The sequence below is a fragment of the Streptomyces sp. NPDC014864 genome (assembly GCF_043081525.1).
Taxonomy (GTDB): domain Bacteria; phylum Actinomycetota; class Actinomycetes; order Streptomycetales; family Streptomycetaceae; genus Streptomyces.
The window spans coordinates 148,321-162,154 of the sequence record NZ_JBIBWT010000014.1 but is presented as its reverse complement, the minus strand read 5'-3'; the positions used below and the strand labels follow the sequence as shown (position 1 = coordinate 162,154).

General features: G+C 69.7%; 13 protein-coding genes. 10 read left to right on the top strand and 3 right to left on the bottom strand.

Translation table 11 applies throughout. The annotated features are described in order from the left end of the window. The first annotated feature begins 211 nt into the window (after positions 1-211). From ACF1A5_RS24580 to ACF1A5_RS24545, 8 genes are all read left to right on the top strand, one after another. Complete coding sequence (locus ACF1A5_RS24580; RefSeq protein WP_392195021.1) at positions 212-697, top strand: DUF2975 domain-containing protein; 486 nt, start codon at positions 212-214, stop codon at positions 695-697. Further along, on the top strand, positions 697-918 hold the full coding sequence (locus ACF1A5_RS24575; RefSeq protein WP_392195020.1) for a helix-turn-helix domain-containing protein: 222 nt from the start codon (positions 697-699) through the stop codon (positions 916-918). Before ACF1A5_RS24580 ends, ACF1A5_RS24575 begins: the two co-directional genes overlap by 1 nt. 197 nt (positions 919-1,115) lie before the next feature. Next, complete coding sequence (locus ACF1A5_RS24570) at positions 1,116-1,421, top strand: hypothetical protein (RefSeq protein WP_392195019.1); 306 nt, start codon at positions 1,116-1,118, stop codon at positions 1,419-1,421. A gap of 7 nt (positions 1,422-1,428) precedes the next feature. Then, positions 1,429-5,802, top strand: a complete 4,374-nt coding sequence (locus ACF1A5_RS24565; protein ID WP_392195018.1) for a DUF6531 domain-containing protein — start codon at positions 1,429-1,431, stop codon at positions 5,800-5,802. Then, complete coding sequence (locus ACF1A5_RS24560) at positions 5,792-6,289, top strand: Imm50 family immunity protein (RefSeq protein WP_392195017.1); 498 nt, start codon at positions 5,792-5,794, stop codon at positions 6,287-6,289. Before ACF1A5_RS24565 ends, ACF1A5_RS24560 begins: the two co-directional genes overlap by 11 nt. Then, entirely contained in the window at positions 6,279-6,686 is a 408-nt protein-coding gene (locus ACF1A5_RS24555) for an Imm50 family immunity protein (protein WP_392195016.1), read from the top strand. Before ACF1A5_RS24560 ends, ACF1A5_RS24555 begins: the two co-directional genes overlap by 11 nt. Before the next feature lie 214 nt (positions 6,687-6,900). Further along, complete coding sequence (locus tag ACF1A5_RS24550) at positions 6,901-7,188, top strand: hypothetical protein (RefSeq protein ID WP_392195015.1); 288 nt, start codon at positions 6,901-6,903, stop codon at positions 7,186-7,188. A gap of 374 nt (positions 7,189-7,562) precedes the next feature. Next, entirely contained in the window at positions 7,563-8,420 is an 858-nt protein-coding gene (locus ACF1A5_RS24545; RefSeq protein ID WP_392195014.1) for a fumarylacetoacetate hydrolase family protein, read from the top strand. Between the two features lie 130 nt (positions 8,421-8,550). Here ACF1A5_RS24545 and ACF1A5_RS24540 read toward each other — a convergent pair whose 3' ends face one another. The 3 genes from ACF1A5_RS24540 to ACF1A5_RS24530 form a co-directional block, all read right to left on the bottom strand. Further along, on the bottom strand, positions 8,551-9,429 hold the full coding sequence (locus tag ACF1A5_RS24540; protein ID WP_392195013.1) for an LLM class F420-dependent oxidoreductase: 879 nt from the start codon (positions 9,427-9,429) through the stop codon (positions 8,551-8,553). 91 nt (positions 9,430-9,520) lie between these two features. After that, the gene (locus ACF1A5_RS24535) at positions 9,521-10,036 is read right to left on the bottom strand and encodes a heme-degrading domain-containing protein (protein WP_392195012.1); all 516 of its coding nucleotides are present in this window, start codon (positions 10,034-10,036) and stop codon (positions 9,521-9,523) included. Next, positions 10,033-11,106: a Gfo/Idh/MocA family oxidoreductase gene (locus tag ACF1A5_RS24530; RefSeq protein ID WP_392195011.1), complete on the bottom strand. Its 1,074-nt coding sequence runs from the start codon at positions 11,104-11,106 to the stop codon at positions 10,033-10,035. The genes ACF1A5_RS24535 and ACF1A5_RS24530 overlap by 4 nt, the downstream gene beginning before the upstream one ends. A 109-nt stretch (positions 11,107-11,215) precedes the next feature. On the opposite strand from ACF1A5_RS24530, the gene ACF1A5_RS24525 reads away from it, so the two are divergent. Both ACF1A5_RS24525 and ACF1A5_RS24520 read left to right on the top strand, forming a co-directional pair. Next, positions 11,216-12,613: an ROK family protein gene (locus ACF1A5_RS24525; protein WP_392195070.1), complete on the top strand. Its 1,398-nt coding sequence runs from the start codon at positions 11,216-11,218 to the stop codon at positions 12,611-12,613. 203 nt (positions 12,614-12,816) lie between these two features. Beyond that, positions 12,817-13,686 carry a hypothetical protein gene (locus ACF1A5_RS24520; protein ID WP_392195069.1) on the top strand — a complete coding sequence of 290 codons (870 nt, stop codon included), beginning with the start codon at positions 12,817-12,819 and terminating at the stop codon, positions 13,684-13,686. The last annotated feature ends 148 nt before the right edge of the window (positions 13,687-13,834 follow it).

Below are 13,834 nucleotides of genomic sequence, written 5' to 3'. Positions count from 1 at the left end.
GAGGTCGGTCTCGCTTCAGCGCAAATCGGACGCCACGTGACTCTGCCGAAGCCCTGGAGGCCGCATCGCGACCAGAGTCCCCGGCGACGATCCCGTAGCGGAGGCGGCGCCCCGCCACGGGGCGAAACCGCCGCCCGCCCTCCGCCGCAGCCCTTGTGTCATCTATCGAGTTTCGATAGATTCCCATCGTAAGTCGATGGAGGGACGGGCCATGGGAAAGCTGACAGTGCGGGCGCTGCGTGCCGTGCTCGTGGTGGTGCTCGCCGGCACCGTGTTCGTGCAGGCGTTGATGGTGTGGGCGTTGGCCACCGACCCGGAGGGCGGGTCGCTCCCGCTGACCCCGCTGCGCGTGATCACGATCCTGGGCATGGTGTCGGTCCAGGTCGCCCTGATCTGCGTATGGCGGCTGGTGGCGATGGTGCGACGCGGAACCGTGTTCTCCCACAGCGCCTTCCGGTACGTGGACGGCGTGATCGGCGCCATCGTGGCGGCTGCCCTCCTGTGGTTCGCGGTCACGGTCCTCAACGCGCCGGGCCAGCGGGACGACCCGGGCGTCACCGTCATCATGGGCGGGGTCGGCGTGGCCATCCTGGGGGTCGCGCTCATCGTGCTCCTGCTGCGGACGCTGCTCGCCCAGGCCGTCGCCCGCGACGTCGAAGCGGCTCAGATGCAGGCCGAGTTGGACGAGGTGATCTGATGCCGATCGCCGTCGACATCGACGTGATGCTGGCCAGGCGGAAGATGTCCGTGGGCGAGCTCGCGGACCGCGTAGGGATCACGCCCGCCAACCTGGCGGTACTCAAGAACGGCCGCGCCAAGGCGGTGCGCTTCGCCACGCTCGCCGCGCTCTGCGAGGTGCTCGAGTGCCAGCCGGGCGACCTGCTGCGCTGGGAGGCGGAGGACACCCCGGGCGGATGACGTGCCCCAGGGTGGGCGTGAAAGCGCCTGGCGCCCTGATGCGGCCCCGCCCCTGAATCGCGCCAACTCCGGCCCGTGGCGGGCATCTTTGCGTGTGCTTGACCCTGCCCATACTCCCCGCATAACCGCTCTCCCTAGGGTCGGTCGGGTTGGCATGTGCACAGAGTGAAGTGACGTACGTACGGGGGATGGGCGGTATGGCGGATCTGAGGAAGGAAGCCGCGTCGATGCACAAGGCGGCTTCCGGTCTGCGGGCGGTGGGGCATCACACGGCGAAGCCGTTGCAGGAGTTCAAGGCGGCCGCGCACGACCTCGACGCGCTGGGCGCGCTGGGTTCGCTGATGCACGCCAAGAGCCAGGTGCGCGAGGGGATGGACACGCTCGTCAAGCTGACGAAGCAACTGGACGAGGAGTGGCAGGGGGAGGCGAAGCTGATGGGCGAGGTGTCCAAGGCCTTCGACCTGCTGGACGTGCTGCTGGCCGCGGCGCAGAAGAAGGGCTGAGCGGCTCGTGGTCGACCTCAATCCGCTGCACTACGTCAACAAGTTCAACCACATGTTCGGCGACACTGTCGCAAGCGGGCTGGAGTTCCTCGGGATCTCCGATCCGGCCGTGGACCCGGACGGCGTGCGGGAGATCGCCAAGAAGTGGCGCCACCTGGCCGGCGGGCTGGACGGTGCGGCGGCCGCCGCGGAGAAGTCGCTGGCCGGTGTGGAGTGGGAGGGCAAGGCGGCCAAGGCGTTCGCCAAGCGCTCCAAGGCCGCACGCAAGCAGGCCACGGACATGGCGCACGCCCTGCGCAAGGGCGCCAAGGCACTCGACGACTTCGCCGACAAGGCGCACGAGATGCTGTCCGAGATCGGCGTACTGCTGGCGGAGATCGCCGAGTTCGAGATCGCGGGCCTGGCTCTGGACGTCCTGACCCTGGGTGCCTCCTCGGTCGCCTCCAGCCTGATGGCCGGTGAACGGGCCTTGAAGGTGGTCGCGTTGATCGGGCGGATCGAGGAGGAGGGCACGGCCCTGGGGGCGGTGGTCCGGGGTGTGCTGGAGGTCATCCGGAACGTGGAGCGGGCGCTGAAGGCGCTCAGGGAGGTCCGCGGGGTCAGGGCCGTGGGGAAGATGGCCGCGGAGGGCGCCAAGTTCTCCGCCTTCACCACCGCGCTGGAGGACCCGGGTGCCTTCAAGGACCCGGACAAGCTGGCCGGCATCCTCACCGAGGGCGCGCTGATGGGCGTCGGGTTCGGGGTGCTGGGCAAGGCGCTGGGGAAGGGGCTGAAGGCGCTGGGGCCGGCGGCGCTGGCCAAGCTCGGCAAGTCCCTCGGCCTGGACTGCGCGGCCTTCGAACGACTCAAACTGCGGCCGGGCTTCGACAAGCTGCCCGCCTCCATCCGCAACGCGCTGAAGAAGTTCGTCCGCGACCCGATCGACGTGGCCACCGGCGACATGGCGCTGACGCGGACGGACGTGACGCTGCCGGGCGTGCTGCCGCTGGTCCTGGAGCGGGTGCATGTGTCGTCGTACCGCTGCGGCGGCTGGTTCGGCCCGTCCTGGGCCTCCACGCTGGATCAGCGTGTCCAGGCCGACGAGGAGGGGTTCGTCTACGCCGCCGCGGACGGCGCCCGGCTGTGCTTCCCGGTCCCGGACACCGAGACCGGCGAAGGCGTCCGTCCGGAGACCGCCGGCTCCCGGCTGCTGCTGTCCTGGGACGACGAGACGGACGGCGCGCTGCGGATCACGGACCCCGACACCGGGCTGATCCATGTCTTCCACTCCCCGGTGGCGGCGGCCGGTGACATGGCCGTCGACCTGCCCCTGCAGCACATCCAGGACCGCAACGGCAACCGCATCACCATCGAGTACGACCGCGGCGACATCCCCGCGCGGGTCGTCCACTCCGGCGGATACCGCATCGCCCTGGACCACGACGCGTCCGCCTCCCGCATCACCGGCCTGCGCCTGCTCGACCCGGACGCGCCCGAGGGGCCGGGCATCACCCTGCTCACCTTCGGCTACGACGAGGCCGGCCGCCTGACGGAGGAGACCAACTCCTCGGGCCTGCCCCTGCGCTACACCTACGACACCGACGGCCGCATAACCTCCTGGACCGACCGCAACGACACGACGTACTGGTACGCCTACGACGACCGCGGCCGGGTGACCGCCACCGGCGGCACGGGAGGCGCCCTCGCCTCCACCCTCAGCTACGAGGACACGACCCGCACTACGCGGGTGACGGACTCGCTGGGGCACACGCGGGTGTACGAGCACAACGAGGCGCTGCGGCTGGTCCGGGAGACCGACCCACTCGGCAATGTCGTTACACAGGAATGGGACGCCGAGCATCGATTGACAGCCATCACTGATCCGCTCGGTCATACAACACGCTTGGCCTACGGCGACAACGGCCGGGTTGCTACGGTCACGCGTCCCGACGGGCATGAGGCCACCACTGAGTACGACCAATCGGGTCATGCTGTGCAGATGACGTTGCCCGGCGGCGCCGTCTGGCGAAAGCAATATGACGAGCGAGGCAACCGAACTGCTGTTGTGGAGCCGACTGGCGGCGTCACACAGTGCTCGTACGACGAACGCGGGCGCCTTGTCGCGGTGTCCGATGCCCTCGGAAACACGACACGCATCCGGCCCAACGCCGCTGGTCTTGCCCTTGAGGTCGTGGACGCGTTGGGCGCGGTCTCCCGTTATGACCGTGACGCGTTCGGACGGGTCGTCGCGAGCAGGGACGCAACCGGAGCAGCGACGCGTATGGAGTGGACCGTCGAAGGCCGCCCCCGCAGACGTGCAACCCCCGACGGAGCCGTCGAGACGTGGGCGTACGACGGCGAGGGCAACTGCACCAGCCACACGGATCCGCTCGGTGCTGTCACTTCCTTCGAGTACACAAACTTCGATCGTGTTGCCGCCCGCATTGGCAGCGACGGCGTGCGCCACGACTTCGTGTACGACAGCGAGTTGCGCCTGGTCCGAGTCCGTAATCCGGCTGGTCGGACCTGGGACTACGAGTACGACGCCGTAGGCAACCTCGCGTCAGAGACCGATTTCGACGGCCGAACCCGGAGGTACACCCATGATGCGGCAGGGCGGCTCCTGACCCGCACCAATTCATGCGGCCAGACGGTCCGGTATGGGCGCAACTTGTTGGGGCAGATGGTCAGCAAGGACGTCGTAGGAGAAGTCACGACGTTCGAGTACGCGCCTGCCGGACGACTCGTCGGAGCGGCTGGTCCGCATGGCTCGCTGATACTGGAGCTCGACCAGCTTGGTCGCCGTCTGTCTGAGACGTTCAATGGCCGTACGCTCAACTGGACCTACGATGCCCTTGGCCGCAGGACTCGTCGGACGACACCGTCCGGAGTGAGCAGCACCTGGCGGTATGACGCAGGGGGTCGTGCCGTCGAACTCCTTGCATCAGGGCGCTCGATTGACTTCGAGCGGGACGGTGCCGGTCGGGAAGTCGCCCGGCATTTCACCGACGGGATAACTTTTACTCACGCGTTCGATGCGGCGGGTCGTCTCACCGGACAGAGCGTTGTCACGGACGCAGGCGTGATCCAGGACCGTGCTTTCACGTACCGCCTGGACGGTGCCCTGTCGGAGATTACGGATCAGCTGAGCGGCAGCAGAAGGTTCGACCTTGATGCCGTGGGCCGCGTGACTGCCGTTCAGGCCTCGTCGTGGACTGAGTCCTACGCCTATGACGAGATGGGCAATCAGACGTTCGCGGACTGGCCTGCGACTCACCCCGGCCACGAAGCCACGGGGCAGCGCACGTATGCGGACGGCCGTCTGGTCCGGGCGGGAGGTGTGCGCTACGAATATGACGCCGCGGGTCGCATCGTGCTGCGGCAGAAAACAAGGCTGTCCCGCAAGCCCGACACATGGCGTTACGTCTGGGATGCTGAGGACCGACTGACCGCCGTCATCACTCCTGACGGGACGCGATGGCAGTACCTGTATGACCCGCTCGGGCGCCGCATCGCTAAACAGCGTCTCGCCGCTGACGGTGACAGAATTCTGGAGGAGACGCTCTTCACGTGGGACGGGCACACTCTTTGCGAGCAGATCACCGAGGCAGAGACCGTGCGGCAGTCAGTGGCCATTACATGGCACCATGACGGTCACCGCCCACTTGCCCAGACAGAGCGCATCATCGCTGCAAATGCGCCGCAGGATGAGATCGATCAGCGCTTTTTCGCGATCGTTACCGATATCATTGGCACGCCTACCGAACTTGTCGGGGAGAACGGCGAAATTGCCTGGCGTACCAGGACAACACTCTGGGGCACCACTGCGTGGAACGCCGACGCAACTGCCTATACGCCGCTACGGTTCCCGGGCCAGTACTTCGATCCAGAGACCGGCCTCCACTACAACTACTTCCGAACATACGATCCGGAGACGGCCCGCTACCTGACCCCGGATCCACTCGGACTGGCCCCTGCCCCGAACCCGGTCACCTACGTCGACAATCCGCACACGTGGATCGATCCCCTTGGCCTGGCTCCGGGGTGTGGCGATCCCGTCGGGCGAACGTTCGACGAAGCGAAGGCGCAAGCCTTGCGCGATGCTGGGATCCCCGAAGGTGTCGAACCACTTGAAGTAAACAGCCACGTCAAGGCGACGACGCCAGAATGGCAGGGATCGAAGCAGTTGATGACTGAGGACCACAGGCCTATCTTCTACACGGAGGAGATCTACGAGCATCCAAATGGAGAGGATTTGATCGTCTTCCAGGATCACTGGTTCGGGCATCAAAAGCCAGGCGAGCCCGGATATCAGGGACCGCATGTCCACGTGAGGCCGTTCGAGGATCCCCGAAATGGGCAAGTCCCCGGCTGTGAGGAGCATTATTATTATGACCTGTGACGCTTTTCTGGTGAATCCGGAATTGCTTCAGGCGCTCTATGGGCATGTTCCGAATCTCGTCGACGTCAGGGTTCGATCGATTAATTTGAACTGGCGCGGCCCTACGGTGACTCTACGGATCGACCTTCCTTACTTTCCGAGTTCAGCGCCACGGCAGTGGATCGATTTCGGGGCGGACACGGTTCAGTGCCAGTTTCAGTTCCTGGCGGTGGAGAATATTTCTCTCACGCAGTGGTCTCCGCCGGCTCAAGGATCCCTCGTGGTGGAGCCCCTAGGGGCGGAACGTCGTATGCGAGTGTCGGTCAGCGGCCGCGGGATCGCGTTGTCCTTCGACAGCAGTGAATTCGTGCAGGTCGGCCATGTGAGCGCCTATAAGATTGAGGCAGATGGCTCGGATGGCGGGCGCCATCTCTTTGTGAGCAAAATCGATGCGCGACGGTATGATTCGCTTCCCGGAACTGACGAAAAGACCTTCTATGAGCGCTGACTGGTTGCAGCTTTTGGCACTGCCGGGGTATCTGGGAGAGCTGTATGGCGGAAATCCGCCATCGGTCGAGGCGTGCGATCTCTTCTATGTACATATCGATGAGCGAGAGAATTCGGTAACTCTCGGATTCGATACCCGAGAGTTTCCTGTGAGTCCACCTCGAGAATGGACAGAAAGGGCACTGAACGCCTTCGAATTCTACCTTGTCTTTACAGGTGTGAGCGATCTTTGGATCACTGGGTGGGGAGCCTCAGAGGCGAAACAGGTGACTATTGGGCACTCGGATGGTCACGTCTTCGAGGTGGTCCTGGGATCGGACACGTCAGGGGTCGGCTTTCGCGCTTCGGCCGCGCGCCTGGCGAAGACGCGTGCGTATCTTGCTTCAGGCAGCCCGTGAGTCGTTAAGGGATCGGGCGCATCTCAACCGGCACTCTTCAGTGCCCCTTCCCCCTGCGGACAGGGCCGCTTGCGAGGGCTGGGGGATCGGTTCTCGTGAGAATTAATGCCGAGATGTCCAGTTTTCTCGAGATGACTCGAAAGCTGGTACGCCGTGAGTGGTTGTGAGGATTACTCGGATGTCGTCCACTACGGGGCGAGTGAACGGACGAGGGATGATCGACCATGACCTGCCGACCTCGGGGGCCGGGCGAACCGAGGCGCTTCTGTGTCGCCCCCTCGGGCACGCGTGCATGGCATTGCAGGCCGCACCGGTGAACCAGACGTGGCCGGTCTTTGCGTACGTCTCCCTGCCTGAAGGTGGGCTAGGAGATGAAGTCCTGACCTCGAATGTCACCTTCTGCTCCGATCGCTCCGACCTGCCACGCTACGTGGGCGACGTGGTGTCCTACAGGCGGGAAGCGCTTCTGGAACTCTCGGTGGATGCGCGGCTGTACTGCTGATGCGGTGAGAACCATTTGGGCTCACCTTCCCAATCGGCCCGACCCTCTCGGGCTCGCTCCATGCCTCACGGGTCTCTGAAGGTCCTTCCGTTCATGTCCTTCACCCTTGTCACCGTGGCCGTCGTGCCGCTGGCCGCCGCGCTGTACGTCGTCACCAGTACGACGTGGAGCGCCGTCGAGAGGGCCGTGCTGTACCGGTGAGCTGGCGCAGGGTTTGGACTGCCCGCGTTCACCGTCCATGGTCCAGTACGTGAACCGGTTCTTGCGGACTGGACTCAGAGCTTGGACGATCGACCAGTCCTCCGGTCGTCGCGTCCGCCGCACCCGGGTCGTCTTCGTCGGCGGACGGCCCGCGATCGAGGGAGTTGGGGAACATGAAGCTGCTGCGAGTCGGTACGGCCGGGGCGGAGCGGCCCGCGCTGCTGGATGCCGAAGGGACCCTGCGGGACCTGTCCGGCGTCGCCGCGGACATCGACGGCGGCCTGCTCGCGGACGACGCGGCGCTGGAGCGGATCCGTGCCGCCGCCGAAGCGGGGGAGCTGCCCGCACTGGACGCGGCGGGGCTGCGGATCGGGGCGCCGCTGGCGCGGATCGGCAAGATCGTGTGCATCGGGCTGAACTACCACGACCACGCACGCGAGACCGGCGCCGAGCCGCCGGCCGAGCCGGTGATCTTCTTCAAGGCGCCGGACACCGTGGTGGGGCCGTACGACACCGTGCTCGTGCCCCGCGGGTCCACAAGGACCGACTGGGAGGTCGAGCTCGCGGTCGTCATCGGGCGTACCGCCCGCTACCTGGAGACGGACGAGGAGGCGCTCGCGCATGTCGCCGGATACGCCGTCGCGCACGACGTCTCCGAGCGGGAGTTCCAGATGGAGCGGGGCGGGACCTGGGACAAGGGGAAGAACTGCGAGACGTTCAACCCGCTGGGGCCCTGGCTGGTGACGGCGGACGAGGTGCCCGATCCGCAGGCGCTCTCGCTGCGGCTGTGGGTGAACGGCGAGCTGAAGCAGGACGGCAGCACCGCCGAGCAGATCTTCCCCGTCGCCGAAGTCGTGCGGTACGTCAGTCAGTTCATGACGCTCTACCCCGGGGACGTCATCAACACCGGCACGCCGGCGGGGGTGGCGATGGGGAGGCCTGAGCCGAAGCCGTATCTGCGGGGCGGGGATGTCGTCGAGCTGGAGGTGTCGGGGCTCGGGCGGCAGCGGCAGGAGTTGAAGGACGCCTGAGGGGCAGGGGACTGCGGTCGGTCGGCGGCTGCGGGTGCGTCGTGGTTGGTCGCGCAGTTCCCCGCGCCCCTTTGCGCAGCTCCCCGCGCCCCCAGCGCGCAGCTCCCCGCGCCCCTTCAGGCCGGTCCTGTCACGCCAGTAGGGACGCCAGCCTGCGCCACTCCTGCCTCGGCAGGGCGTCCCGGTCGCTGCTTCCCGTCACGACCTGAAGGGCTACGTGGTCCGCGCCCGCCGCGTGGAACTCCTCGACGCGGGCGCGGATGCGGGTGTCGTCGCCCCAGGCGAACACCGCGCCGATGAGGCGGTCGCTGCCGCCGTCCAGCAGGTCGTCCTCGGTGAACCCCAGCCGCAGGAAGTTGTCGGTGTAGTTGGGGAGCGCCAGGTACATGGCGAGATAGGCGCGGGCGATCTCCCGGGCTCGGGCCGGGTCGGACTCCAGGACGACCTTGAACTCCGGGGCCAGGAGCGGGGCTTCGCCCAGGATCTCGCGGGCCCGGGCGGTGTGCTCCGGGGTGACCAGGTACGGGATCGCGCCCGCCGCCCGGTCCCGGGACAGCTCCAGCATCCTGGGGCCGAGGGCGGCCAGCACACGGCGCTCGGTGGGCACGCCGGCCCGGTCCAGCTCGTCGAGGTAGCGGACCATCGCCGAGTACGGGCGGCGGTACTGGTCCGCGAGCTTGGCGTGGCTCACCCCGAGGCCCAGGACGAACCGGCCGGGGTGGGCCGCCTCCAGCTCGGCGAAGCCGGCCGCGCTCGCCTCGGCGTCGTGCTGCCAGATGCTCTGGATGCTGGTGCCGACGGCGAGCCGCGAGGTCGCCGCCAGCAGCGGGGCGGCATTGCCGGGGGCGCTGCTGCCGCCGAGCCAGGCGGATCCGTAGCCGAGGGACTCCAACTCGGCTGCGGCCTCCTCGATCTCGCCGCGCCGGGCCGGGTTCTCCGAACGGAGGCCGACGCTCCAGACGCCGTACCGTCCGACCGTCTCCTTCAGTGAAGCTGCCGTGTCGCTCATCGGTTGTCCATCCCTCCGGGTGGGGTGCCGTGATCATCACGTGTACAGCCACCCCAACCCGAGGGAACGCGCCGGTAATCCCCCGACGGGCCTACCGGTCCAGGAACCGCTCCAGCGCCTCCACCACGAACCGGTGGTCCTGGAGCTGCGGCAGACCGGACACCGTGACCGCGCCGATCACGCCCACGCCCTCGACGGTGATCGGGAAGGAGCCGCCGTGCGCCGCGTAGACGTCGGGGTCGAGTCGCGAGGAGTCCTCGAACGTCGTGCCCTTGGCCCGGAAACGGGCGCCCACCAGGTACGACGCGGAGCCGTAGCGCTCCACCACCCGGCGCTTGCGGCCGATCCAGGCGTCGTTGTCGGGGGTGGAGCCGGGCAGGGCCGCGTGGAAGAGCTGCTGGCCGGCGCGGTGGATGTCGACGGCGACCGGGGCCTGCCGCTCCCGGGCCAGTTCCACCAGCAGGGAGCCCAGCGCCCAGGCGTCGTCGTGGCCGAACCGACGGAACACCAGGCGGCGCTCCTGCGCCTCCAGTTCCTCCACGCTCGGTGTGATCTCAGGGGCCGACTTCGGAGTGGGCTTCGCGGTGGGCCTCGGGGTGCCGGTCACAGCGTCACCTCCACCCGGTCGCGGGCCGAACGGCGGGCGGCCTCCAGGACGTCGAGTGCGGCGGCCGCCTCCAGCGCGGTCACCGGGTTCGGGGCGCCGTCGCGGAGGGCGGCGGCCACGGCGGCGTAGTACGCGGGGTAGTCGCCGGGGAGGGTCGGTACGGGGCGGCCGCCGCCGGTCACCGGGGACTCCCCGGCGCCGAGCCGGCCCCAGAGCTCCTCGGACTCCGTGCCCCAGTCGGGCGCAGTGCCGGGGCGCCGGCCCTCGCGCAGGGCCGACTCCTGCGGGTCGAGGCCGTACTTCACATAGCCCGCCCGCGAGCCCAGGACCCGGAAGCGGGGGCCGAGCTGGGCGGTGGTGGCCGAGACGTAGAGGTGGGAGCGGACACCGCTCGCGTGCGTGAGGGCGATGAAGGTGTCGTCGTCGGCCTCGGCGCCCGGGCGGCGCACGTCCGACTCGGCGTACACGGCGGTCGCGGGTCCGAACAGGACGAGGGCCTGGTCGACGACGTGACTGCCGAGGTCGTAGAGCAGACCGCCGATCTCGGCGGGGTCGCCGGACTCGCGCCAGCCGCCCTTCGGCCGCGGCCGCCACCGCTCGAACCGGGACTCGAACCGCCACACGTCACCCAGCTCGCCCTCGGCGATCAGCGCGCGCAGGGTGAGGAAGTCGTTGTCCCAGCGGCGGTTCTGGAAGACGGAGAGCAGCAGTCCCCGCTCCTCCGCCAGGGAGGCGAGGTCGCGGGCCTCGGCCGCCGTGCCGGCGATCGGCTTGTCCACGACCACGGGCAGACCGGCCTTGAGGGCGGCCGTGGCCAGCGGGACGTGCGTCTTGTTCGGGGAGGCCACGACCACCAGGTCGAGCTCGTCGGCGCGGGCGAACAGCTCGTCGGGGGCGGCGGCGACGCGGACGTCCGGGAACTCCGCACGGGCCTGTGCCTGCCGCTCGGGGTTCGAGGTGACGACCGTGTCGAGGGTCAGGCCCTCGGTCGCGGCGATCAGCGGGGCGTGGAAGACGGAGCCCGCGAGGCCGTAGCCGACGAGGCCCACGCGGAGGGGAGTACCAGTCATGGCTCTACTTTCGCAACGCTGTTGCCAAAGTGCAAGCGCGGGCGACAATGGAGGAGTGAGCAGCGAGAAGGGTGGCGCGGTGGCGGGCTGGAGCGGCACGGTGGCGGCGATGAGGGGAGCGACCGCGGGGGTGAATCTGCTGGCGCTGCGCAGCCACAACACCGCGCTGGTGCTCGATCTGCTGCGGGCCGCCGGGCCGGACGGGATCAGCCGGCTGGAGCTCGCCGAGCGGACGGGGCTGACCCCGCAGGCGGTCAGCAAGATCACCGCGCGGCTGCGGGAGGAGGGGCTCGCGGCGGAGGCGGGACGGCGCGCCTCCACCGGGGGCAAGCCACGCACGGTGCTGCGGCTGGTGCCGGAGGCGGGGCACGCGGTGGGCGTGCACGTCGACCGGGACGAGATGCGCGCGGTGCTGGTCGATCTGAACGGCGCGGTGGTCGGGGAGCGGCGCCGCCCGCTGGATCTGGAGGCGGGGACGGGGGCGGAAGCCGTGGTGGAGACCGTGGCGCGGGAGGTTGAGGGCCTGGTGGCCCGGGTGGCGGGGGGAGGAGGGTGGCCCCGGGGCGCCGAGGGGCCGCCGTCCGGAGTGCCGGTGGCCGGAGCGACGGCGGCTGGGCGGACGGCGACCGAGCGGGTGACGGTCGAGCAGGGGGCGGTCGAGCGGACGGCGGCCGGGCAGGTGGTTGCCGGGCCGGCCGGGCAGGCGGCGGTCGAGGGGCCCCCGCCCGCGATGCCGGTGACCGGGCAGGCGGCCGCCGACGGGCCGGGGGGCGAGGCGTTGACGGGAGGGGCCGGGTCCCAGTCCCCGGAGGCGGTCGGCGCGGCGCCCCTCGCCCGGGTCGGGACCCTGCTCGGCGTCGGGGTGGCGCTGCCCGGTCCGCTCGACCATGTGCGGGGAGTGCTGCACCGGGTGACCGGGTTCCCGGAGTGGGACGGCTTTCCGTTGCGGGAGGCGCTCGCCCGGCGGCTCGGGGTGCCGGTCGTCGTCGACAAGGACACCAACGCGGCGGCGCTGGGACTCGCCGTCGCCGGGGAGGGCGGGGCGTTCGCTTATCTCCACCTCGGCACGGGACTCGGCGCAGGGCTGGTGATCGGCGGGAGCGTGCACCGGGGGGCGCGGACCGGGGCGGGGGAGTTCGGCCACCAGGTCATCCAGCTGGACGGGCCGCCGTGCGGCTGCGGCGACCGCGGCTGCATCGAGGCGCTGTGCCTGGCGGCCGTGGAGCGCGGGCGGACGGCGGAGGCGGCGCGGGTGCTCGGCGCCGGGGCGGCCAATCTCGTGGGGCTGCTCGACATCGACCTGGTGCTGCTCGGCGGCCGTACGGTCGCCGCCGCCCCGGAGGCCTTCGTCGCCGGCGTGGGCGCGGTGCTCGCAGCGCGGGCCCGGCGCGAGGGGGTGCCCGGCGGGGCCGTTCCCGTGCGGATCGCCCCCGGCGGCACGCGAGGGGTTGCGGAGGGCGCGGCCCAGCTCCTGCTCGCACCGCTGTTCGGCCGGGGCGAGGGCTGACGAAGGTGGCCGGAGACGGGCGAGTCCGCCTGATCCCCGACCGGGGCCAGAGCGCTCCAGCACCGGCCGATCCCTGATTCCGTCCCGCCACGGATCACCCGGGTCCAGGCGCGGCCGGTCGGGTGGATCCGTACCGCCGTTGGGGGCCTGTGTCCGGAGTGGCTCCGCCGCCCGCCGACTTCCTCCGGGACGGTCATGTGTTCATGCGACTGTGCACATTATTGTCCCCCTGCCTTGCCGCAGCCGCCGTCCTCCTGTCCGGGCCGGCCCACGCCGACGCGCGTCCCACCTGCGCCGGGCCGGACGACCGCAGCTTCCCGATCACGACCCGCATCCACGGCGGTCCCGGCACCTATGAGGCCGGTGGTGGGTACGGCACCTTCCTGCTCGACCTCACCAACACCACCGACCGCACCTGTGCCGCCATCCACCCGGTGCTGGTGCTGGTCGACTCCCGGCACGCGCTCAAGGCCGGCCAGCCCCGGCTGGAGTTCTACGACGCCGGCCGCCCGCACCCCGTGCGCTTCTCGGCCACCGACCAGGACGAACTCGTCGGCCCCTTCGACGCGGGGCTCCCGGGCTTCACCGTCGAGCCGCGCCGGACCGTCACCGTGAAGGTACGGCTGGCGCTCACCTCCGACGCCGTGGCCAACGACGTCACCGCCAAGGCCGCCGTCGTGCAGCGGCACGAGGACGACGGGGACTGGGTGGGGCAGTCCAACGACTACCGCTTCCGCGTGCACGGCGCCCCGGCCGAGGACGCGGCCAGTGAGCCGCCGGCCAAGGACCCCGGCTCCACGGCGCGTCCCGACACGAGTACGGCTCCTCAGGCGACCAAGACCCACCACGCGACCGGGGCCTCCGACCCCGCGGCCCGCCCCCGGCCCACGGCCGGCTCCAGCACCGGCACCGGCACTCCGCCGTCCCCGGCCCCCTCCGCCTCGGACGGCGGGCTGCCGTTCGCCGACGAGCTGGCCGGCACGGGCCTCGACACCCCGCTCGGCGTGATCACGGCGACGGCGCTGCTGCTCGCGGCCGGCGGCACGGTGGTGCTGACCTGGAGACGCCGCTGATCCGCAGGCCAGAGCCACCGACCGGAGGCACCGGGGCCGCGGGTCCTGAGGTGCGTGGAGAGCGGAATGCGGGGCACCGGAGACGGACCGTTCCGGCAAGAATCGGCCACTGGCTAGGCTGGGGCCACGCTGGCCCCGCGTACGGCAG